General features: G+C 68.8%; 20 protein-coding genes. 8 read left to right on the forward strand and 12 right to left on the reverse strand.

From position 1 onward, the window contains the following. Nucleotides 1-12 precede the first annotated feature (12 nt). From AC3EF3_RS13555 to AC3EF3_RS13565, 3 genes are read right to left on the reverse strand one after another with little or no spacing between them, the layout of a single operon-like run. Nucleotides 13-384 carry a Rieske (2Fe-2S) protein gene (locus AC3EF3_RS13555; protein ID WP_488532676.1) on the reverse strand — a complete coding sequence of 124 codons (372 nt, stop codon included), beginning with the start codon at nt 382-384 and terminating at the stop codon, nt 13-15. Beyond that, the gene (locus AC3EF3_RS13560) at nt 381-1,049 is read right to left on the reverse strand and encodes an HAD family hydrolase (RefSeq protein ID WP_488532677.1); all 669 of its coding nucleotides are present in this window, start codon (nt 1,047-1,049) and stop codon (nt 381-383) included. Before AC3EF3_RS13560 ends, AC3EF3_RS13555 begins: the two co-directional genes overlap by 4 nt. Further along, complete coding sequence (locus tag AC3EF3_RS13565) at nt 1,021-2,001, reverse strand: RluA family pseudouridine synthase (protein WP_488532678.1); 981 nt, start codon at nt 1,999-2,001, stop codon at nt 1,021-1,023. Before AC3EF3_RS13565 ends, AC3EF3_RS13560 begins: the two co-directional genes overlap by 29 nt. Before the next feature lie 158 nt (nt 2,002-2,159). On the opposite strand from AC3EF3_RS13565, the gene AC3EF3_RS13570 reads away from it, so the two are divergent. Further along, entirely contained in the window at nt 2,160-2,375 is a 216-nt protein-coding gene (locus AC3EF3_RS13570) for a hypothetical protein (protein WP_488532679.1), read from the forward strand. A 93-nt stretch (nt 2,376-2,468) separates the two neighbouring features. Next, complete coding sequence (locus tag AC3EF3_RS13575) at nt 2,469-5,252, forward strand: Rne/Rng family ribonuclease (protein WP_488532680.1); 2,784 nt, start codon at nt 2,469-2,471, stop codon at nt 5,250-5,252. A gap of 15 nt (nt 5,253-5,267) precedes the next feature. On the opposite strand, the gene AC3EF3_RS13580 is transcribed toward AC3EF3_RS13575, so the two are convergent. Genes AC3EF3_RS13580 through hemC form a run of 4 tightly spaced genes read right to left on the reverse strand, consistent with a single transcriptional unit; the run spans nt 5,268 to nt 9,262 of the window. After that, on the reverse strand, nt 5,268-6,521 hold the full coding sequence (locus AC3EF3_RS13580) for a heme biosynthesis HemY N-terminal domain-containing protein (RefSeq protein WP_488532681.1): 1,254 nt from the start codon (nt 6,519-6,521) through the stop codon (nt 5,268-5,270). Between the two features lie 5 nt (nt 6,522-6,526). Continuing rightward, complete coding sequence (locus tag AC3EF3_RS13585) at nt 6,527-7,579, reverse strand: uroporphyrinogen-III C-methyltransferase (RefSeq protein WP_488532682.1); 1,053 nt, start codon at nt 7,577-7,579, stop codon at nt 6,527-6,529. Beyond that, nucleotides 7,576-8,334, reverse strand: a complete 759-nt coding sequence (locus AC3EF3_RS13590; RefSeq protein ID WP_488532683.1) for a uroporphyrinogen-III synthase — start codon at nt 8,332-8,334, stop codon at nt 7,576-7,578. The genes AC3EF3_RS13585 and AC3EF3_RS13590 overlap by 4 nt, the downstream gene beginning before the upstream one ends. Nucleotides 8,335-8,344: 10 nt before the next feature. Beyond that, nucleotides 8,345-9,262, reverse strand: a complete 918-nt coding sequence (gene hemC / locus AC3EF3_RS13595) for a hydroxymethylbilane synthase (RefSeq protein ID WP_488532684.1) — start codon at nt 9,260-9,262, stop codon at nt 8,345-8,347. Nucleotides 9,263-9,323: 61 nt separating this feature from the next. Here hemC and ppc point away from each other — a divergent pair, with 61 nt between their 5' ends. After that, complete coding sequence (gene ppc, locus AC3EF3_RS13600; protein ID WP_488532685.1) at nt 9,324-12,134, forward strand: phosphoenolpyruvate carboxylase; 2,811 nt, start codon at nt 9,324-9,326, stop codon at nt 12,132-12,134. Between the two features lie 2 nt (nt 12,135-12,136). On the opposite strand, the gene AC3EF3_RS13605 is transcribed toward ppc, so the two are convergent. Genes AC3EF3_RS13605 through AC3EF3_RS13615 form a run of 3 tightly spaced genes read right to left on the reverse strand, consistent with a single transcriptional unit; the run spans nt 12,137 to nt 14,983 of the window. Further along, nucleotides 12,137-13,219, reverse strand: coding sequence for an AI-2E family transporter (locus AC3EF3_RS13605; RefSeq protein WP_488532686.1), 1,083 nt, complete (start codon nt 13,217-13,219; stop codon nt 12,137-12,139). A 4-nt stretch (nt 13,220-13,223) separates the two neighbouring features. Then, a complete protein-coding gene (locus AC3EF3_RS13610; RefSeq protein WP_488532687.1) occupies nt 13,224-13,955 on the reverse strand; it encodes a LytR/AlgR family response regulator transcription factor in 732 nt (243 codons plus the stop codon). Then, nucleotides 13,952-14,983 (reverse strand): sensor histidine kinase, encoded by a 1,032-nt coding sequence (locus tag AC3EF3_RS13615; protein WP_488532688.1) that lies wholly within the window; start codon nt 14,981-14,983, stop codon nt 13,952-13,954. Before AC3EF3_RS13615 ends, AC3EF3_RS13610 begins: the two co-directional genes overlap by 4 nt. 29 nt (nt 14,984-15,012) lie before the next feature. On the opposite strand from AC3EF3_RS13615, the gene argH reads away from it, so the two are divergent. Further along, a complete protein-coding gene (gene argH / locus AC3EF3_RS13620; protein WP_488532689.1) occupies nt 15,013-16,440 on the forward strand; it encodes an argininosuccinate lyase in 1,428 nt (475 codons plus the stop codon). A 104-nt stretch (nt 16,441-16,544) separates the two neighbouring features. Then, nucleotides 16,545-17,690, forward strand: coding sequence for an alpha-hydroxy acid oxidase (locus AC3EF3_RS13625; RefSeq protein WP_488532690.1), 1,146 nt, complete (start codon nt 16,545-16,547; stop codon nt 17,688-17,690). On the opposite strand, the gene AC3EF3_RS13630 is transcribed toward AC3EF3_RS13625, so the two are convergent. Further along, entirely contained in the window at nt 17,691-18,584 is an 894-nt protein-coding gene (locus AC3EF3_RS13630) for a c-type cytochrome (RefSeq protein WP_488532691.1), read from the reverse strand. A gap of 145 nt (nt 18,585-18,729) precedes the next feature. Here AC3EF3_RS13630 and AC3EF3_RS13635 point away from each other — a divergent pair, with 145 nt between their 5' ends. Further along, nucleotides 18,730-19,911 (forward strand): Y-family DNA polymerase, encoded by a 1,182-nt coding sequence (locus AC3EF3_RS13635; protein ID WP_488533791.1) that lies wholly within the window; start codon nt 18,730-18,732, stop codon nt 19,909-19,911. Between the two features lie 3 nt (nt 19,912-19,914). On the opposite strand, the gene AC3EF3_RS13640 is transcribed toward AC3EF3_RS13635, so the two are convergent. Continuing rightward, nucleotides 19,915-20,355 (reverse strand): DUF1569 domain-containing protein, encoded by a 441-nt coding sequence (locus AC3EF3_RS13640; RefSeq protein ID WP_488532692.1) that lies wholly within the window; start codon nt 20,353-20,355, stop codon nt 19,915-19,917. Nucleotides 20,356-20,481: 126 nt separating this feature from the next. Here AC3EF3_RS13640 and AC3EF3_RS13645 point away from each other — a divergent pair, with 126 nt between their 5' ends. Together AC3EF3_RS13645 and AC3EF3_RS13650 are read left to right on the forward strand one after the other, a co-directional pair. Further along, nucleotides 20,482-21,498 carry a hypothetical protein gene (locus AC3EF3_RS13645; RefSeq protein WP_488532693.1) on the forward strand — a complete coding sequence of 339 codons (1,017 nt, stop codon included), beginning with the start codon at nt 20,482-20,484 and terminating at the stop codon, nt 21,496-21,498. A gap of 155 nt (nt 21,499-21,653) precedes the next feature. Beyond that, nucleotides 21,654-21,923, forward strand: coding sequence for a hypothetical protein (locus tag AC3EF3_RS13650; protein WP_488532694.1), 270 nt, complete (start codon nt 21,654-21,656; stop codon nt 21,921-21,923). Nucleotides 21,924-21,938 lie beyond the last annotated feature (15 nt).

The following is a 21,938-nucleotide window of genomic DNA, read 5'->3' on the forward strand; positions in this document are numbered from 1 at the left end:
TCTTTCGTCGGTTCAGAACTCGACGGGTGTGAGGTTGTAGTCAGTATGCCAGCGCACCACGCCACCTTCTTCGCTGAGCTCGATCTTCACGAGCCCGCCGCGGCAGGGGCCGCCCGCGCAGGCGCCGGTATCCGGCCGGTACGCCGCGCCGTGCGTGCCGCACAGCAGCCAGCGGCCGCTGTCGTCGAAGAAGCGGTTCGGCTGCCAGTCCATTTCCATGGCCACGTGCGCGCAACGATTGAGGTAGGCATGCACGCGGCCCTCGTAGCGGATCGCGAATGCGCGACAGGTCTGCCCGCCATAGGCGACGTCGAAGGGCACGGCCTCGCCGCCGTCGACGAGCTCGGCCGAGTTGCACAGCGCAATGGCAGCCGTTTCGCTCATGCGTTCTCCGCCAGCCAGCGGTGCAGGTCGCCGACGGAATGGGCGACGAACAGCGGATTCAACGAGTCGAACTCGCCGGGCTCGTGCGCGCCGTAGCTCACGCCGACGCAGGCGCAGCCGGCGTTCACCGCCATCTGCAGGTCGTGGGTCGTGTCGCCGATCATTAGCGTGCGTTGGGGCTCGGTGCCGAACTCGCGCATCAGCTCGTGAAGCATGCGCGGATGCGGCTTGCCGGCGGTTTCATCGGCGGTGCGCGAGCCGTCGAACACGCCTTTCAATTGCGACTGCTGCAGGGCGTCGTCGAGTCCCCGGCGCGATTTGCCGGTCGCCACCGCCAGCCAGTGGTGCCGCATCTTCAGCTCGTCCAGCATGGGCAGCACGCCGTCGAACAGGCTCAGGTCGTTCTGGTGCGTCGTGTAGTGATGGCGGTAGCGCGCGCCGAGTTCGGGGTACTTCTCTTCCGGCACGTCGGGGGCCGCGTGCGCGAGCGCCTGCATCAGGCCCATGCCGATCACGTAGGCGGCCGCCTTGTCGCTCGGCACGGTGCCGCCGACATCGGCGACGGCGCGCTGGATGCAGCGGATGATGATCTTCGTGGAATCGAACAGGGTGCCGTCCCAATCAAACGCGATCAGGTCAAAGCGGCGCGGCCTCGGGGTGGACATGGGACACGAATTTCGAAAGATCCGGCGGCAGCGGCGCCAGCAATTCGATGCGCTCGCCGCTCGCGGGATGGTTGAACTGTAACCGGCACGCATGAAGGAACATGCGCCTGAGGCCTTCCTTCTGCAGCGTCTTGTTGAGCTCGAAGTCGCCGTACTTGTCGTCGCCCGCGATCGGGTGGCCGGAGGCGGCGAGGTGCACCCGGATCTGGTGGGTGCGGCCGGTTTTGATGGTGACTTCGAGCAGCGTGAAACCTTCGAGCTTGCGCGACACTTTCACGAGCGTGATCGCGCGCATGCCATCCGGGTCGTCCCTGGCGACCACTTTCACCCGGCGCTCGCCATCCGCCTGCAGGTACTTGTGCAGCGGCAGGTCGATCACCTTCTTGTTGGCCGGCCAGGCGCCGTTCACGAGGGCCAGGTAGGTCTTGCCGGTTTCGCGGTCACGGAACTGGTCCTGCAGGTTCGTGAGCGCCGAGCGGCGCTTGGCCACCAGGAGGATGCCGGAGGTCTCACGGTCGAGCCGGTGCACGAGCTCCAGCATCTTCGCCGTGGGCCGCGCCTGGCGCAGCTGCTCGATCACGCCGAAACTCACGCCACTGCCGCCATGCACGGCCACGCCGGCCGGCTTGTCGATCGCCATGAGGTGGTCGTCCTCGAACAGCACAGGGAAGTCGCGCGCCGGGGCGGGTCGCGGCGCCGTTTCGGTCGAGACACGCACCGGTGGCACGCGCACCACGTCGCCGTTCTCGATGCGCGTATCGGCGGAGGCCCGGCCCTTGTTCACGCGCACTTCGCCGCTGCGGATGATGCGGTAGACGTGCGTCTTGGGCACGCCCTTGAGCTCGCGTATCAGGAAGTTATCGAGGCGCTGCCCGGCCGACTCCTCGCCCACCTCCAGCCATTTCACCTGCGCGTTGGCAGGGAGCTTGCTCCCCCCTATAATGCGTTTCACTAGCGTAGTGCTGTAAGTGGTTGATTTGCCTTGGAGTTTAGTCCACGCGCAGCCACCGGCCACGCTGGAGGTCGATGCCGCCGCTGCATGTCGCCGCGGGTGAGACCGACACTTTGAAACACCGATACGGAATACCAGCTTCGTGAGCCACTTCCGGCTTGCGAACGGACCAAAGCGAGAACAACGTGCTGATCGCGTTCATCATGGCCTGCTGGCGGTGGCTCACAAGCCTCCCGCCGGCCGCCGCATGGGCGCCTTCCTACCCCACGAAGCGCATCCCCATCGCCGCATTGCCGGCGATGCGCCCGCGCTTCGTCCTTCTCGCCCCCATCCACGTGCCCTGGCGCCGCAGGTCGAGCCCACCGCTCGCCTGAAGGCCGCCCTCCGGCAATTCCCGTCGTTTCGAAGCGTCGTCCTCCGGCATCGTTGCTCCGCCATGGAGCGGTTGATGTTTGAGAAAGACACGCATGAAACGCATGCTGATCAACGCCACGCAGGCTGAAGAACGCCGCCTGGCCATCGTCGACGGGCAGAAGCTCCTCGACTACGAAATCGAGATCGAAGGGCGCGAGCAGCGCAAGGGCAACATCTACAAGGCCGTCGTCACGCGCGTCGAGCCGTCGCTGGAAGCCTGCTTCGTCGACTACGGCGAAGACCGCCACGGCTTCCTGCCGTTCAAGGAAATCTCCAAGTCCTACTTCCAGGGCAACGTGTCGCCGTCGCAGGCGCGCATCAACGACGTGATCAAGGAAGGCCAGGAAATCCTGGTCCAGGTCGAGAAGGAAGAACGCGGCAACAAGGGGGCCGCGCTGACGTCGTTCATTTCGCTGGCCGGCCGCTACGTCGTGCTGATGCCGAACAACCCGCGCGGCGGCGGCGTCTCGCGCCGCATCGAGGGCGACGACCGGGCCGAGCTCAAGGAGGCGATGGACCAGCTGCAGTACCCGAACGGCATGTCCATCATCGCGCGCACGGCAGGCATCGGCCGCAGCGCCGCCGAACTGCAATGGGACCTGAACTACCTGCTGAAGCTGTGGACCGCCATCGAGGGCGCAGCCAAGGGCGGCAAGGGCGCGTTCCTGATCTACCAGGAATCCAGCCTCGTCATCCGCTGCATCCGCGACTACTTCAACAGCGACGTCGGCGACATCCTCATCGACACCGACGACATCTACGAACAGGCGCAGCAGTTCATGTCGCACGTCATGCCCGAGCATGCGGCGAAGGTGAAGCGCTACCGCGACGACGCACCGCTGTTCTCGCGTTTCCAGATCGAACACCAGATCGAATCCGCCTACGCCCGTGAAGTGAAACTGCCTTCCGGCGGCGTGATCGTGATCGACCACACCGAGGCGCTGGTGTCCATCGACGTCAACTCCGCGCGCGCCATCAAGGGCGGCGACATCGAGGAGACCGCCACGCGCACCAACCTCGAAGCCGCCGACGAAGTGGCGCGCCAGATGCGCCTGCGCGACCTGGGCGGCCTGATCGTCATCGACTTCATCGACATGGAAGAGTCGAAAAACCGCCGCGAGGTGGAGAACCGCCTGCGCGACGCGCTGCGCCAGGACCGCGCCCGCGTGCAGTTCGGCACGATCAGCAAGTTCGGCCTGATGGAGATGAGCCGCCAGCGCCTGCGCCCGGCCCTATCGGAAGGTGCATCGATCCCCTGCCCGCGCTGCGGCGGCCACGGCCACATCCGCGACACGGAAAGCTCCGCGCTGCAGATCCTGCGCGTCATCCAGGAAGAATCGATGAAGGACGGCACGGCCGCCGTGCACGTGCAGGTGCCGGTGGAGGTCGCGTCCTTCCTGCTGAACGAAAAGCGCACCGAGATCGCGAAGATCGAGCTGAAGCAGCGCATCAACGTGCTGATGGTGCCGAACAAGACGCTCGAGACGCCGCACTACAAGCTGGAGCGCCTGAAGCACGACGACCCGCGCCTGGACAACCTGCAGGCCAGCTACCACATGGCCGAGGAGTTCGAGGACCCGACCGAGGTCACGCGCCGCTCGCACGAGCGCACGAACAGGCAGGAGCCCGTGATCAAGGGCGTGCTGCCCGATGCTCCCGCACCGATGCCGGTGCCGCGGCCCGAGCCCGTGAAGCAGCCGGTGCAACCGGTGGCGAAGGCGGCGCCTGCGCCCTCGCCCGCCCCGGCGCCGGCGGTGCCTGCCGAGTCCGGCTTTGCCGCGTGGATCAAGAACCTGTTCGGCCTGGGTGCTCCCGCGCCCGTCCCGGCGCCGGTGGCGCCGGTGCAGGAAGCGAAGAAGGAAGAGCGGCGCGAAGGCCGTGGCGAGCAGCGTGGTGAACGCGGCGAGCGCGGCGAGCGTGGCCGGCGGGGCGATCGTGGCCGCGGGCGCGGCGGCGAACAGCAACGGCGCGAACGCGTCGAGGGCGCTGAGGGCCAGCCGCAGCAACAGCAGCGCCGTGACGAGCAGCAGCGGCGCGAGCGCCAGCCGCAACGCGAGCGGCGCGAACCCGAAGCGCAAGGCCAACAGGCCGAGGGCGCGAGCGAGCAGCGGCAGCAGCAGCCGCGCGGAGAACGCGGCGAACGCGGCGAGCGCGGGGAACGCGGCGAGGGCCGGCGCGAGCGCGGCGGCCGTGAGCGGCAGCGCGAGCGCGGTCCACGCGAGCAGCAGCCGGCGCCCGCGCCGGAACTGATGCTGGGCGACCAGCAGCCGCTGCCGGGCACGACCACCGAGGCGCAGCCCGAAGCGCGTCGCGAAGATGGTGACGAGCGCCGTGAGCGCCGCTCGCGCGACCGGTACGGGCGTGACCGCCGCGAACGCGGTCCGCGCGAGGAAGGCGCCGCCCCGGTGGCCGACGAGGGCGCAGTCGCGCCGGAGAGCGCCGAGGAGCGCCGCCCACGGTACCCGACCGGCTTCGTGTCGGACGAGGAAGTGATCGCGGCAACGCAGCCGGTCGAGCAACAAGCGGCAGCCCCGGCGGCGGCGACGCAGGCCCCGGCGCCTTCGCGCCGGCTGCCGAAGGTCACGCCCTTCCAGCTGCCGGTCGACCAGCTGCAGCAGGTCGCCGAAAGCTCGGGCCTGCAATGGGTGAATTCGGACGCCGGGAAGATCGCCGCCGTTCAGGCCGCCATCGCTGCGGAACCGAAGCCCGTGCACGTTCCGCGCGAGCGCCCGCCCATCGTGGTGATCGACGAAGGCCCGCTGGTGCTGGTCGAGACGCGCCGCGACCTGAGCGAACTCAAGCTGCCATTCGAGCAGCAGCACCTGCCGCTGCAGTAAGCGAGACGCGCGCCGTCAATCGGTGGCGGCGCGCTTCCAGGCCTGCGCGGCGGTTTCCAGGTCGCCGCGCTGTTCCGCCAATTGCGCCACCGCGCGCCAGGCATTGCGGTGCAGGCGCGGGTCCTGCAAGCCCATGGCCGCGTGTCCCATCAGCTGCTGCGCCTTGCCCCACAGCTGCCTCTTCATGCAGGCGACGCCGGCCAGGTACTGCAGCGTGGCGTCACGCGGGTTGGCGCGCTGCGCGCCCTCGATGCGCGCGAGCCAGTCGGCGTCGATGCTGTCCAGCCCCGTCTCCAGCGCGCGCACCAGCTTCACCTTGAGCGACTCGCCGAGCAGGTGCTGCCTGTCCCAGACGGGCAGCAGCCATTCGCGCGCGACCTGCGCATCCCCGCCCAAGGCGATGAGGCGTTGCGCCGCATGGATCGCGAGCTCCGGCATGGCGCGTTCGGCCGGCTCGAGCGACAGCCAGGTGCGTTGCAACTGCTGCGCGTCGTGCGCGCCATTGAGCAGGTCGATCGCGAGGCCGCGGACGATGCTCTGGGCGGCCGCCTGCGAAAAAGCGCGGTGCTTGGAGAGCAGCCGCGCCGTCTCGAGCGCATCGGCCGTCTGGCGTGCGAGCCGCGCGGCCTTGAGCTTGGTTCGAAGCGCCAGGGTCCGGCGCGCCGCGCCTTGCGGCAATTCCTTCAGCCAGCCCATCGCGCCTTCGGGGTCGCGGTCATCGAGGGACCAGCGCGCCGCCCGCATCAGCGCCCCTTCACGGGTCTCCTGCGCGTCGCGGCCCGTGCCCGCTTCGAGCGCCTGCTTGAGGTGCTCCTCGCGCGCGTTCCGGTCCTGCAGCGATTGCGCGCTCTCGGCGGCCAGCAGGTGGGCCAGAGTGCGCAGCTGGGCCCCGTTGGCCGGGGGCTGTCCGCCCGTGGCCAGGGATTGTTCCTGGCCCAGGGCCGCCTCGGCCGCCTTGCGGGCACGGATGAAGCGGCCGGCCAGCAGGTGGGAGATCGCGTCGAGCATCGACGCGTGCATGGCGCGCTCCTTTTGCTGGGTGCGCCAGCGCAGCGCCTGGCGCGGCATATCGAACAGCGCGGCCAGGGCACCGAGTGCGGCGTAAAGGAGCACGAACGCGGCGAGGAGCGCCACCAACACGAGGTTGAGCGAAAGATCTACGCGCCACGGCGGCCAGAACAGGGTCACCGTCCCCTGGTTGTTGCCGGCGAACAAGGCGATCGCCACGGCGACGCCGAACAGGGCCAATAGCCACAGGGCAGCGCGCATCCGGCCTATTTCCCCGCGACGGCGGTAGCGAGCACCGCGAGGGTTTCGTCGATGCGCGGCAGTTCCACCGAGCGCAGTTGCGATTGCACCTGCTGCAGTTGCGCCTGCACGCCCTGCACCTTGCGCGAATTCGGGTCGAAGTACTTGCGCAGCGCCGCGCCGCAGGAAGTGAGGTCGGCGCGCGCCGAATCCATCTGCCGCGACAGCACTTCGAGGCGCGCATTGAGCAGCTTCAACTTGAGGTTCTCGCGCACGAAGAAGCCCTGGTCCGGCGCGAGCAGCACCGCCTCGGGTTCATCGACGCGGCTCACGCGCACCAGGCTGCGGGCCTCGTCGCGAATGTCGGCGAGGATCCGCGCCCACCACGAAGGCCTGGCAGGCGCGTCCTTGCGCTGCGCCGCAGCGGGCGGCGATGCGACGGCGTTGGCCAGCGGCAGCTCGTCGATCTGGCGCGCGATCTCGTCGATGCGCGCCAGCAGGGTGGGCACGTCGCTCGCCGGTGCCGACTTGATGCGATCGATGTCGCGCAGCACCGCCGAACGCACACGGGCCAGACGGGGCTGGCCGCCGCGCTCAAGCCGCTGGTCGGCGCTGCGCAGGGCCGCGAGCAAGGGTTCGGCACTGCCGGTCACTTGCGCCTGCTGCTGCGCGAGCTTCAGGCCCGATTCGACGTCCACCAGCATGTTCTCGTCGCGCGATCGGGACAAGCTCTGGACCAGTTCTTCGATCTGGCTGCGCTGCAACGCGACCTCCGCCAGCCGCGTGTCGAGCACGGCCTGGCGCGCCGCCGTTTCCCGGGCGAGGTCCTGCGCTTGTTTCGCAAGCAGGCGCGCCTCGGTGGCGGTGTTGCCGGACTCCTGGCTCTGTCGCGCGAGCTGCTCCTGGATGTTCGACAGCTTCTGCCACAGGATGCCGCTCACCACGAGCGACACGGCAGCGATGACGATCAGCGCGTACATCAGCGCGCGAGGGATGACGACGGCGCCCGGCGCGCCCGCCGGCTCCGCGACCGGAGCCTGGCTCGAAGCGAGGGGCGGGTCTTGCGGCTCGGAACTCATCCGAGCGATTCTAGGACGCCGATCACTGCCTCCATCGGCGGTCGTGACACGCAAACAACACCGAAGCCGGCAGCGCGCGCCGCCTCTGCAATGCGCGGATGCGTGGCGACGGCACGTGCGGCCGACCAGTCCACGCCAGGCAGGCACTCGCAGAGGTTCGCGATCGCTTGAGAACTGCTGAGAAGCCACACGCTGCCGTCCCGCGCGGCCGAGGCAGCGAGCTCGCGGTCCGCCGGCGTCAAGGATGGACGGGCGCGCACATATGCCAGGACCTGGTCGACCTGCACGCCATGAGCAGCCAATCGCTCGGCCAGCCAGTCACGGCCCATCACGCCTTCCAGTCCCGATTCGCCGCCGCGAACGATGAGCACGTGGTCGCCGCGCCCGCACTGCGGCTGCACGATCTCCCACAGGGCTTCGGAGTCGAATTGAAGCGCGTCGGCAGCCGGCGCATCGATATCCGCCACGCCGGCAGTCTGCAAGGCAGCGCGCGTGCCCGACCCCGTTGCCCAGGCGCGCGGCCGGAACGGTAGCCCGGCCGGGCGCGCCGCGAAGAACGCACGCACGGCATTGGCGCTGACGAACATCACGGCGCGATAGCGGCCGATGCGTGACCAGACGCCGTGAAGCGGCGCCGCATCGCTCGCGCCCCGGATTTCGATCAGGGGCAAGGGCACGGCCTCGAAGCCGTGGGCGTCCAGGCCACGAACCCACTCCGCCGCTTCCGTCGCCGGCCGGGTGACGATCACGCGCACGGCGAGCTCTCTAGTGAGCGCCGGCGGCCCGCAGGCGCGCCGCGACATCGGCGCCGAGCTGCACCGCCTGCGCGAGATCGGCCACGGCGGCCGCAGACTGCGCGCGCACCAGCGGGCCCGGCTTCTCGGCGTCGCCCCAGGCCGCTCGCAGTTGCAGGTACTCGCCCGAGAACGTGGCGTGGGCCGCCAGCGGCATCGAGCAGCTGCCGCCCATCGCGCGGCTGACCTCGCGCTCGGCCGCCACCGCCAGCCAGGTCGCATGGTGCGCCAGCGGCTCGAGCGCGTCGAACAGGTCGCGCCGGTGCGCTCGCACTTCGATGCCCAGAGCGCCCTGCCCCGCCGCAGGCAGCATCGCATCCGTCTCGAAAACCTGTTTGATGCGGTTCGCGAGCGCCAGGCGCTTCAGCCCCGCTGCAGCGAGCACGATCGCGTCGTACTGGCCCTCGTCCAGCTTGCGCAGGCGGGTGTCGAGATTGCCGCGCAGCGGCTCGATCTTCAGGTCCGGCCGCAGCGAGCGCAGCAGCACCACGCGGCGCAGGCTCGAGGTGCCCACGACCGCGCCTTGCGGAAGGTCGTCGAGTGACGCGTACCGGTTGGACACGAAGGCATCGCGCGGGTCCTCGCGCTCCATCACGCAGGCCAGCCCGAAGCCCTCGGGCAGCTCCATCGGCACGTCCTTGAGCGAATGCACGGCCAGGTCGGCCCGGCCCTCCTCGAGCGCGACTTCGAGCTCCTTCACGAAGAGGCCCTTGCCGCCGACCTTGCTGAGCGATCGGTCCAGGATCTGGTCGCCGCGCGTGGTCATGCCCAGGAGCGAGACCTCGTGCCCGCGCCCTTCGAGCAGGCCCTTGACGTGTTCGGCCTGCCACAAGGCGAGGCGACTTTCGCGCGTGGCGATCACCAACTTGACCGGGGTCATCTTCGTCATTCTCGGGTCGATGCTAGCATGCAGCTTGCCTAAATTCTGGGCACCCCCGAGACTGGAAGCCATGCCGCCGACTCCCGCCGAGCCGACCTCGAGCACGCCTTCGCGCCGCGCGCGCGAGAATGAAAAGCCCCTGATCGAGGACATCCGCCTGCTCGGCCGCATTCTCGGCGACGTCATCCGCGAGCAGGAAGGCGTCGAGGCGTTCGAGCTGGTCGAGCGCATCCGCAAGCTGTCGGTGGCGTTCCGGCGCGATGCCGACCACGAGGCGGACCGCTCGCTGAAGGCGATCCTCAAGTCGCTGTCGGGCGACCAGACGGTGAGCGTCATCCGCGCTTTCACCTACTTTTCGCACCTCGCCAACCTGGCCGAGGACCGGCACCACATCCGCCGCCGCATGATCCACGAACGCGCCGGCGACCAGCAGGAAGGCAGCATCGAGGTGGCGCTGTCGCGCCTGCGCTGGGCGGGCATCACGCCGCGGGCCGTGGCCCAGACGCTGGCGCACAGCTATGTCTCGCCCGTGCTCACCGCGCACCCGACCGAAGTGCAGCGCAAGAGCATCCTCGATGCCGAGCGCATGATCGCCAACCTGCTCACCGCACGCGACGAGATCAAGGCCCGCGCATTGCCGAAAGACGCGCTCGCGCCGCGCGAGCTGGCGGCGAACGAATCGCAGATCCGCGCGCGCGTGCTGCAGCTGTGGCAGACGCGCCTGTTGCGCGCCACCAAGCTGTCGGTGGCCGACGAGATCGAGAACGCGCTCTCGTACTACGAAGCGACCTTCCTGCGCGAGATCCCCAAGCTGTACGCCCACATCGAGCGCGAACTCGGCCAGCAGCCGGTCGCGAACTTCCTGCGAATGGGCCAGTGGATCGGCGGCGACCGCGACGGCAACCCGTTCGTCACGTCCGCGACGCTGGACTATGCGCTGCGCCGGCAATGCGAAGTGGCGCTGCGCCACTACCTGACCGAAGTGCACTACCTGGGCGGCGACCTGTCCCAATCGGCGCTGCTGGTGCAGGTCACGCCCGAGATGCGCGCGCTGGCCGACCGCTCGCCCGACATGACGGAGCATCGCCTCGACGAGCCTTACCGACGGGCGCTCACGGGCATCTATTCCCGGCTGGCCGCCACGCTGAAGGAGCTGACCGGCGGCGAGGCGGCGCGCCATGCCGTGCCGCCGCAGAACCCGTACGCACACGCCGAGGAGTTCCTCGCCGACTTGCGCACGGTCGAGACATCGTTGATGTCGCACCACGGCGACGCGATCGTGCAGCAGCGGCTGCATCCGTTGCTGCGCGCCGTGGAGGTGTTCGGCTTCCATCTCGCGACCGTGGACCTGCGCCAGAGCTCCGACCAGCATGAAGCCGTCGTCGCCGAACTGCTCGCACGTGCCCGCATCGAGCCGCACTACGGCAAGCTGGAAGAACAGGCCCGGCGCGCCCTGCTCGTGAAGCTGCTGTGCGACGCCCGCCCGCTGCGCGTGATCGGCGCGGACTACAGCGAACTGGCGCAAAAGGAGTTGGCCATTTTCGAGGCGGCGCTCGCGCTGCGCAGGCGCTTCGGGTCGCAGGCCATCCGCCACTACATCATCAGCCACACCGAAGAGGTCTCCGACCTGCTCGAAGTCCTCCTCTTACAGAAGGAAGTGGGCCTCATGCGCGGCACGCTGGACGATCAAGGCACGGCCGACCTGATCGTGGTCCCCCTGTTCGAGACGATCGGCGACCTGCGCGCCGCCCCGCGCATCATGCGCGAGTTCTACGGCCTGCCGGGTGTGGCGAAGCTGGTGCAGCGCTCGGGTGCGGAGCAGGACATCATGCTGGGCTACAGCGACAGCAACAAGGACGGCGGCATCTTCACCAGCAACTGGGAGCTGTATCGCGCCGGCACGGCGCTGGTCCAACTCTTCGATCAGCTCGCGAACAGCCACAACATCCAGCTGCGCATGTTCCACGGCCGCGGCGGCACGGTGGGCCGTGGCGGCGGTCCCAGCTACCAGGCCATCCTCGCCCAGCCGCCCGGGACCGTGCGCGGGCAGATCCGCCTCACCGAACAGGGGGAGGTGATCGGTTCGAAGTACGCCAACCCGGAGATCGGCCGGCGCAACCTCGAGACGCTGGTGGCGGCGACGCTGGAAGCCACGCTGCTGCAGCCTTCCAAAAGCGCGCCCAAGGAATTCCTGCTGGCCGCGGAATCGCTGTCGCAAGCGAGCATGCAGGCCTACCGCACACTGGTCTACGAAACGCCCGGCTTCACCGAATACTTCTTCGGCTCGACCCCGATCCGCGAGATCGCGGAGCTGAACATCGGCTCGCGCCCGGCATCGCGCAAGTCCACGCAGCGCATCGAGGACTTGCGCGCGATTCCCTGGAGCTTCAGCTGGGGCCAGTGCCGCCTGACCTTGCCGGGCTGGTACGGGTTCGGCTCGGCCGTGCACGGGTTCCTGGGCGAATCGAAGCGCGAGCACCTGGCCCTGCTGCAGAAGATGAACAAGCAATGGCCGTTCTTCCGCGCGCTGCTGTCCAACATGGACATGGTGCTGGCCAAGAGCGACCTGGCGCTGGCCTCGCGCTACGCCGAGCTGGTCGGCGATGCCAAGCTGCGCAAGCGCATCTTCGCCCTTATCGAGGCCGAGTGGCACCGCACCGTCGACGCCCTGCAGATGATCACGGGGGACAAGCAGCGCCTGGCGGGCAACCCGGCGCTCGCGCGCTCGATCCGCCACCGCTTCCCCTACATCGATCCGCTGCACCACCTGCAGGTGGAACTGGTGCGGCGCTATCGCGAAGGCGAGCTGGACGACCGCTCGCGGCGCGGCATCCACATCTCGATCAACGGGATCGCGGCGGGGTTGCGCAATACCGGATAGAACTACTCCCCGAGCAGCTCGCCGAGCCCCCGGAGCGGCTCCACGCGGTCGCACACGGACTTCACCATCATCAGGATCGGGATGCCCAGCAGCAGCCCCCACACGCCCCACAGCCAGCCCCAGGCGAGCACGCCGATGAAGACGGCCACCGGGTTCATGCGGCCGGCGCGGCTGGTCCACAGGGGCACGAGCAGGTTTCCCACCACGGTATGGATCGCGAGCGAAGCGCCGACCACGTAAGCGACATGGCGCAGGTCGCCGAACTGCATGAACGCGCCGAGGCCCGACGCGCCCGTCAGGACTGCCGCGCCGACATACGGAATCAGGTTCAGCAGCGCGCTGAAGAACGCCCACGCACCCGCGTGGTTCAGGCCCAGCGCCCAGAATGACAGCCCGGTCGCGATGCCGACGATGATGCTGGCGAGCAACTGCACCAGCAGGTAGCGCTGGATCTGCCCCGTGATGTCATCGAGCGTCTGCACGGTGATTTTCCGGGCGGCGAAGTTCTCGCCCGCCAGCTTCACCAGCTTGCGACGGAAGGTGTCGCCCGACAGCAGCAGGAAGAAGGTGAGGAAGCTGACCACCACGACCTGCCCGACCAGGCCCACCAGGCCGACGGTGCCGGTCCACAGGTGTTCGCGCAGGTCGAACCGCGGCTTCTCCACGATCACCCGCTGCACGCCGCGGGCCGGTGGCGCGTTGGGCCCGGCCTCCTGCGTCGCCTGCTCGAGCTGCTGCGCGGCCTTCTGCACCGTGTTGAGGGCCGACCCACCCGACAGCCGGGAGCGGATCTCCGTCCGCAGCTTCGTGCTGGCCGCGGGCAGCGAGTCGATCAGCGTATTGATATCGTCGCTGAACGAGTACAGCGATCCGGCGGCGACCCCCAGCAGGCCGATGATCAGGACGCCCGCGCTGATCGAGCGCGGCACCCGGACGCGCTGCAATGCTTCCACCACCGGAGACAGCGCGTAGCTGAGCAGCAGGCCGACCATCAGCGGGATGAAGAAGGCGCTGGCCCAGCGCAGCATCGCCACGCTCAGCAGGCTGGCCAGGATGGCGAGCGCGATGCTCGGTGTTCGCATCATGGTGTCACGACGCCAGCGCTTCGCGCACCGCGCTCAATTGCCGCCGCGACACCGCGACCACTTCGTCGATGCCGGTCAGGCGCACGGCCCAGCCCTCGCCCTCCTCGGGGTCGTAGTGCTTTTCGAGTGCCCGCACCGCGCGGCGCGCCACGAGCGCGTTGCGATGCACGCGCAGGAAGAGCCCCGGGTGCCGCTCCTCGAGTTCCGCCAGCGAAGCATCGAGGATGTAGCTGCGGTTCGCGGTGCGCACCGTCACGTACTTGAGTTCAGCCTTCAGGTAGAGCACTTCCGGCACCGGTACGCGCTCCGTGCGGCCGCGGTCCTGGATCAGCAGCACCTCGGGATCGGGTGCGGGTGCCGCGGCCCGCACGCGCCGCTCGACCTTTTCCAGCGCAGCCTGCAGCCGCTCGAGCCGCACCGGCTTGGTCAGGTAATCCACGGCCTCCACCTCGAAGGCCGCGACCGCATGCTCCGCGTGCGCCGTCACGAAGACGATCGCCGGCGGATGCGCCGATTCGCGCAGCGCCCGCGCGAGGTTCAGCCCGTCGGCGCCCGGCATCTGCACGTCCAGCAGGACGGCGTCGAAGGCCTTGCGCCCGAGCTGCTCCATCGCCTGGGCCGCACTGGCCGCCTCGCCTGCGACATCGACGCCTTCACAGCTTCCCACCAGGGTTCGCAGGCGCGAGCGCGCCAGCGGCTCGTCGTCGACGATCAACAACTGAAGGCTCGTGCTCATGCCGGCACCTCCATGCGGACCTGGTACACGCCGTCCTTGAGGATCGCCTGGAACCGGCATTGCACGTCGTGCAGCAGGCGCAGGCGCTCGCGCACGTTCGCCTGCGCGACGCCATGCCCGGGGCGGCCCTGGCCGGACGGAACGGTGTTGGTCACCTTGATCACGACGGTGTCGCCGCGGCGCTTGGTCGACACCCGCACCTGGGCGCCGGCATCGCTGGGCTCGACCCCGTGCTTCACCGCGTTCTCGACCAGCGGCTGCAGCACGAGCGGCGGCACGCGCGCGGTGCCGGCCTGCGGGTCGATCGCCCATTCGATCCGCAGCCGCTCGCCGAAGCGCACCTGCTCGATATCCAGATATCGCCGGGCCAGTGCGATCTCGTCGGCGACCGTGACCGATTCGCCCGGATCGACCAGCGCGTGGCGGAACAGGTCGCTGAGGTCCTCGAGGATGGCCTCCGCGCGCGCGGGATCCTCCCGAACCAGGGCGATCGCGCTGTTCAGGGTGTTGAACAGGAAGTGCGGCCGGATGCGCGCCTGCAGCTCGGACAGGCGTGCGGCGGTATCGGCCGGCGTGCGGGCCTTGGCCCGGAACACGAGCGCGATCACGAGGGCGGCGGCCAGCAGCGCCCCGGTGAACGCGCAGGCGACCCAGGGCGGCCGGTCGGTGAAGCCGATCGCCCCCACCAGGCCGCAACCGAACAGGCCGACGACGGCGCCGAGCACGATGCCGAAGGCATGCTGCGCGGGCGCGGGCAGCGCCTCCAGCACGGTCTTGAGCGCGCAGGCGATCACGAGCCAGGCCAGCACGGCCGCCAGGGCGGCGGCGCTCAGCACGGACATGCGCAACAGCCAGTCCTGGGGCGAGGCCGCGCCGAACATGGCCCCGATCGCCATGACGGTTTCGACGAACAGCACGGCGCGCAGGATCACGCCCAGGTGGCAGGCGTCGAACACCAGCGCCCGCGCAGGCGCGACCGGCCGGGGGAACGGGTCCTGGAAGGTCGATAGAATTTGCGAATCGTTCATCGAGATGGGCTGTCCCAGGCCCATTATTGGTGAACCCGCCGCCAACACCAATCCCCAGCATCCGAATGAGTCAACTCGAAAAGAAGTCCGAGGGGTGGTCCGCCCTGTTTTCCGAGCCGATGAGCGAGCTGGTGCAGCGCTATACGGCGAGCGTGGGCTTCGACCAGCGCATGTGGCGCGCCGACATCGACGGCTCGCTCGCCCATGCCCGCATGCTGGCGGCGCGCAAGATCATTTCGGCCGAAGACCTCGCCGCGATCGAGAAAGGCATGGCGCAGATCGTGCAGGAGATCGAGTCCGGCCGCTTCGAATGGAAGCTGGAGCTGGAAGACGTCCACCTGAACATCGAGGCGCGCCTGACACAACTGGTGGGCGACGCCGGCAAGCGCCTGCACACCGGCCGCAGCCGCAACGACCAGGTCGCGACGGACATCCGGCTGTGGCTGCGCGGCGAGATCGATGGGATCTCGACGCTGTTGGTCGAACTGCAGAAGGCGCTGGTCGAGCTCGCCGACACGCACGCCGACACCGTGATGCCCGGCTTCACGCACCTGCAGGTCGCGCAGCCGGTCACCTTCGGGCACCACATGCTCGCCTACGTGGAGATGTTCGCGCGCGACGCGCAGCGCATGGCCGAAGTGCGAAAGCGCGTGAACCAGCTGCCGCTGGGCGCGGCGGCGCTGGCCGGCACCAGCTACCCGCTCGATCGCGAGATGGTCGCGAAGGGCCTGGGCATGGACGGCGTGTGCCAGAACTCGCTGGATGCGGTGAGCGACCGCGATTTCGCCATCGAGTTCACCTCGGCCGCCTCGATCGCGATGGTCCACGTGAGCCGCCTGTCGGAAGAGATCGTGCTGTGGATGAGCCAGAACTTCGGCTTCATCCGCATCGCCGACCGCTTCACGACCGGTTCGTCGATCATGCCGCAGAAGAAGAACCCGGACGTCGCCGAGACCGCGCGCGGCAAGACGGGCCGCGTGGTGGGCCACCTGATGGGCCTGCTCATGCTGATGAAGGGCCAGCCGCTCGCCTACAACAAGGACAACCAGGAGGACAAGGAGCCGCTGTTCGACACGGTGGATACCTTGCGCGACACGCTGCGCATCTTCGTGGAGATGATGGCCGGGATCACCGTGAACGCGACGGCCATGGAGCAGGCTGCGCTGAAAGGCTACGCCACGGCCACGGACCTCGCGGACTACCTGGTGAAGAAGGGCCTGCCCTTCCGCGACGCGCACGAAGTCGTCGCCAAGGCCGTGAAGGCCGCGCTGTCGCATAACGTGGATCTTTCGGAGCTGCCGCTGGCGGTGCTGCAGCAGTTCCATCCCGAGATTGGCAAGGACGTCTACGACCATCTGTCGCTGCGCGGCTCGCTCGATGCGCGCAACCTGTTGGGCGGCACGGCGCCGGCGCAGGTGCACGCGCAAATCGCGCGGCATCGCAGCCGGCTGTCCTGATTTCACAGTCGATTGAGCAAATTTCCGCCCGCCGGAAATTTCGCTCACGCGCGGCCCTCGCGCGAGCCGGTAGCATTCGAGGCACGGAAGAGGAGACATTCACCGTGCCCGTCATCACCTGCATCGAAGATTTGCGCGTGCTCGCGCAGCAACGCGTCCCGCGCATGTTCTACGACTACGCCGACGTGGGCTCGTGGACCGGCAGCACCTACCGCGCGAACGAGGCGGATTTCGACAACTGGCTGTTCCGCCAGCGCGTGGCGGTGGATATCGACAAGCGCACCACGCGCACGAAGATGGTCGGCCAGGACGTCGCCATGCCGGTGGCGCTGGCGCCGGTGGGCCTGACCGGCATGCAGCACGCCGACGGCGAGATCCTCGCGGCGCGCGCGGCCAAGCAATTCGGCGTGCCGTTCACGCTGTCGACCATGAGCATCTGCTCGATCGAGGACGTCGCCCGGGGCACCGACGGCCACCCGTTCTGGTTCCAGCTGTACGTGATGCGCGACCGCGACTTCATCAACAGCCTGATCGACCGCGCCAAGGCGGCCAACTGCTCGGCGCTGGTGCTGACGCTGGACCTGCAGATCCTCGGGCAGCGCCACAAGGACCTGAAGAACGGCCTCTCCACGCCGCCCAAGCCGACGCTGCGCAACCTGGTGAACCTCGCGACGAAACCCTACTGGTGCTGGCACATGCTGGGCACGAAGCGGCGCGATTTCGGCAACATCGTCGGCCACGTGAAGGGCGTGTCGGACATGGGCTCGCTGTCCGAATGGACGGCCCGACAGTTCGACCCGGCGCTCACGTGGAAGGACGTCGAGTGGATCAAGAGCCGCTGGGGCGGCAAGCTGATCCTCAAAGGCATCCAGGATGTCGAGGACGCGAAGCTCGCCGTGGAAACCGGCGCCGACGCGATCATCGTCTCCAACCACGGCGGCCGCCAGCTCGATGGCGCCGAGTCGTCGATCAATGCGTTGCCCGATGTGGTCGATGCCGTGGGCAACCGGATCGAGGTGCACATGGACGGCGGCATCCGCTCCGGCCAGCACGTGCTCAAGGCGATGGCGCTGGGCGCCAGGGGCACCTACATCGGCCGCTCGTTCATCTACGGCCTGGGCGCGATGGGCGAGGAAGGCGTGCTGAAGGCCCTGCAGATCATCCAGAAGGAGCTGGACCTCTCCATGGCTTTCTGCGGCCGCACCGACATCAATAAGGTGGACCGCAGCATCCTGATGAAGCGCCGCTGATCAGCGGCCGCCTGCGGGCCGCGGCGGGACGGTCTGCAGGTAGGCATGCAGCGCCTGGGCGTCGACATCGCTCAGTTTGGACAACGCGCCGAACGGCATCACCTGGATCGCGCTGCCGTCCGGACGCTTGCCCGAGCGCAGCATGCCGATGAACGCGGCTGGGTCCTTGTAGCGGGTCATCACCGAGCCTTCGCCCGGAGTGAGGTTGGCGGCCGCAGGCCACGCGGGCGGACCGCCCGGGATCTTGCCGCCCGAGAGATGCTCGCCGTGGCAGCCGATGCACATGTTGGCCACGTAGGCGCCGTGCCGCACGTTGACGCCCGCCTCCACCGGCTGCGCAGGCGGCAGGCTGTGATCGATCTTCGCGGCCGCATCCTTGATCGCGCCGAAGCCGTAGAGGATGCGCACGGGGGGCGGCAACTGCAGGACGGCCTCGCCGCCCTGCTGCGGCGGCAGGTGCTTCACGTACGAGACGATCGCCGCCAGGTCCGCATCGGTGAGCCGGTTGTAGTCTTCACTGGGCATGACCATGAGCGGCCGGCCACTGGGCTTCACGCCGTGGCGGATCGTGCGCTCCCAGTCGGCCGGCTGGTAGCGCGCCGTCACGCCGTCGCTCGTGATGTTCGGCCCCGCGACCCTCAGGGCCCCGTCGTCGATGAACAGGTGGCCGGCCCCGTTGGCGCCGTGGCAGTCGGCGCAACCGCGCGACTCGAACAGGTAACGCCCGCGCTCCAGCGTTTGCCTGTCCTCGGCGTACGCGACCGGCTGCGGCGCAATCTCGATCCTGCGCGTCATCCTCGCATCGGCCATCTGCCAGCCGACGGCCGCCGCTGCAAGGACCAGCACCACCAGGCCGCCGATGACGCCCGAGGTCCATTTCAGCCAGGGTTTCATGCCCACCTCCGCGCTCCTCTGAACCGCGCATTTTCGGCACGCGCCCGGAATCCGTCAGTGATCTGCCGCACAAGGGACGGGGAGCGGACGGGCGCCGGGCAAAATCGCTGGCGTGACGCCCATCCGCCGCATCGCGCACCTGGACATGGACGCGTTCTTCGCGTCCGTCGAGCTGCTTCGCTACCCGCAGCTCAAGGGCCTGCCCGTGGTGATCGGCGGCGGGCGGCGGCGCGTCGACGAGATGGTGCGCGAGCGCTTTGCCGGCCGGCCGCTCGCGGAGGTCCCTGCCGAAGCCTTCCCGCTGCTGAAGGACTACGTCGGCCGGGGCGTGATCACAACCGCGACCTACCCGGCCCGCCAGTTCGGCGTCGGTTCCGCGATGGGCATGATGAAGGCGGCCAAGCTGTGCCCGCAGGCCATCGTGCTGCCGGTGGATTTCGACGAGGTGCGCCGGTACTCGCGTGCGTTCAAGTCCACCATCGCGGAGATCGCGCCGGTGATCGAGGACCGCGGCATCGACGAGGTCTACGTCGATTTCACGGGAGTGCCGGGCGGGCAGCGCGAGGGCGGCCGCGTGCTCGCGCGGCTGATCCAGAAAGCCATCTTCGAGCGCACGGGCCTCACCTGCTCGATCGGTGTCGCGCCGAACAAGCTGATCGCGAAGATGGCGAGCGAGTTCAACAAGCCCAACGGGATCACCGTGCTGTACGAGCGGGACGTGCAGGAAAGAATCTGGCCGCTGCCGGTGCGCAAGATCAACGGGATCGGGCCGAAGTCGGAGGTGAAGCTGCACAAATTGCACCTGCACACCATCGGCGACATCGCGAAGGCCGACCGCGAATGGCTCGTGGACAACTTCGGCCCGTCCTACGGCGCCTGGATGCACGAGGCGGCGTGGGGCCGCGACGACCGCCCGGTGGTCACCGAGAGCGAGCCGGTTTCCATGAGCCGCGAAACCACCTTCGACCGCGACCTGCATCCCGCGCGCGACAAGGCGGAACTCGGCGCCATCTTCACCGACCTGTGCATGAAGGTCGCCGAAGACCTGCAGCGCAAGGGCTACGTCGGCAAGACGATCGGCATCAAGTTGCGCTACGACGACTTCCGCATCGCCACGCGCGACAGCACGATCGAATACTTCACCGCCGACGGCCCCACGATCCGCAAGGTCGCGGGCCAGTGCCTCAAGCGCGTGGACCTCTCGCGCAAGCTGCGCCTGCTCGGCGTGCGCGTGGGCAAGCTCGCGAAAGCGCAGCGGCAAGCGCCGGACGAAATCGCGCCGGCCCGCGCACATCGCGCCAGCGAGCCCACCCTCGACCTGTTCTGACGCTCAGGCGCCGGTGACGATCTCGTCCCGGTGGTTCGCGATGTGCAGGCGATGCGCCAGGGCGAAGTCCTCCTTCGACAGCAAGCCATAGGCGAAGTGCGGCTTGAGCGGGCCCGTGTACCCATCGAATCGCGTGATCGACGAACGCAGGCGCTGCGCTGCGGGCCGCCAGTCGGCACCGCCTGACAGGGCGGGCGCGCCGGGAATGGCCTCCGCCAGGCCATGGTTCATGCGCCCGCGCAGCCGGAACACGCTGAAGGCAGCCTTGCCCACCGTGTTCTGGAACAGCGCACCCCTGGACTGCGGAAAACCCTCCATGCTCATCTCGATGCTCTGCGCGAGATGCTCGAGCACAGCCGACAGAGGCCAGGCGCCCGTCGCCGTCACTGACGGGGCACGCTCGAGGCTGTCGAGCCACTTCAGGCAATCGTCCAGGTTCTCCATGGCGCGCATCGTATCGAAGGCGGTGCGCGCAGGCGAGTCCTACCCCGGCAGCCCGGCCCTGCCTACAAACCAAGGCCGAGCAGCGCCGTTAACTAGGTGTATCGACTTCCTGGAAAGGAGCCCCTCATGAAAGCCCAACTGCGAAGCACGGTCGCCGCCATGTTCCTGCTGGCCCCGGCAGCCGTCACGCTTTCCACGCTGCCCACGGCAGCCTTCGCGCAGGTCGCGCCCGAGGTGCAGTCGCTCGAAGTGCGCAGCGACGCCGGCCTGCTGCCTGGTTCGCGCCTGCGCTTCCGCATGGAAGGCACGCCCCGCGCCCAGGCGATGGTGCGCATCCGCGGCGTGCGCGATCCGATCCCGCTGCGCGAAGTCGAGCGCGGCCTGTACGTGGGGCGATATGTGATCACGCGCAGCGACAGCATCGAGCCGGGCGCGCCGATCCGCGCCATCCTGCGCAGCGGCAACCGCACGGCGGTGGCGCAGTACAACGTGCCGGACAACCTGGCGACGGCCCAGCTGCCGCCGCAACCGCAGGAGCTGCGCATCACGCGCTTCACCGCGCCGCCGGTGGACAGCCCCGAGCCGGGCACCGTGCTGCGCTTCGCGATCGAAGGCGCCCCGGGCGCGAGCCGGGCCTACGTCGACCTGCCGGGCATCGACAACAACGTGCCACTGCGCGAAGTGCGCCCCGGTTTCTATGAAGGTACCTACACCGTCCGCCGAGGCGAGCAGCTGAACCCGAACGGCGCGGTGGTCGGTAACCTGCGCTGGGGCGATCGCATCGCGTCGGTCAACCTCGACCACCCGCTGGTCGCGATGGCGCCGGCCAACATCCCGATCGAGATCGTCAGCCACCCGAACAACGGCACGATCCAGGGCGATGTGGCCCGCGTGCAGGGCCGCACGGCGCCGTTCGCCAACGTGCAGGTGCGCGTGCAGGCGGCGCCGCCGGTGGTCGGCCAGTTCGGTGTGGCGCAGCAGGTGTTCAACGACACCGTCCAGGCGGACGCGCGCGGCTTCTTCGAGTTCAGCTTCCGCACGCCGTATCCGATGCCGGGCACCAAGTACGACGTGGACATCGTGGCCCGCAAGGCCGACGTGACCCGCGAAGCACGGCTGGTGCTGTTCCAGCGCCAGGGCTGAGGCAGGCTGCGCGACCAGGCCGGCGCGCGGTCGGCCTGGCCGTGCCGCACGCCTTCGATCAATTCGAGCTGCTGCTGCAGAGAGCTTGACGACCGCTTACGCGGAACTTACATTGAACTTACTCCGAACTTACAGGCGGCCCATCCGGAGGGATCATGAGTCTCGATGAACTGCAGCGCATCAAGAAGTGGCACGTCGCGCATCGCAACGACCATCCCGTGGAATACCAGACCTGGGACGCGATGCTCACGCTGTGGGTGATGGGCTGGGTGGGCTGGCTGCCGGCGTTCGCCTTCGACGCGCTGTGGAGCATGCCGCTGTGCGCGCTGGCCACGGCCGCCCCGAGCCTGTACGTCGCCTGGCGCCTGAAGGCGCACCGGCAGGGGCGCCTGCGCTGCGACTGGCAACCGGCCGCCGTGCGCTGAGCGAGCCCGCGCGCG

Source organism: Ramlibacter sp. GS1-15 (assembly GCF_057785015.1).